At 44.8% G+C, this 290-nt stretch carries 1 protein-coding gene; it reads left to right on the top strand.

What is annotated here, in order from left to right; translation table 11 throughout:
* The coding region (locus A3750_RS25820; protein ID WP_231871703.1) for a hypothetical protein at positions 1-290 on the top strand (290 nt) is incomplete at both ends.

Genomic DNA, 290 nt, shown 5'->3' on the forward strand with positions numbered 1-290 from the left:
GCGTGACCCAGGTGATCCCGAGTTTGAACAGTCTAGCAATTACGACATTAATGAGTTTGGCGTGGATGCAAAGGTGCGTTTTGGCACCAATAAAACCTTGGGCTTGACGGTTAACCCGAACTTTACAGAGGTCGAGTCAGATATTGCCAGAGATAGTATTAACAATCCCTTTAATCCCTTCAAACCTGAAAAACGAAGCTTCTTTCAGTCTGGCTCACCTGTCTACAATACTCTGTTGCCAATGGTGTATACACGTAATATTCGGTTTCCGGAGTGGGGCGCTAACTATA

Source organism: Oleiphilus sp. HI0079, assembly GCF_001635105.1.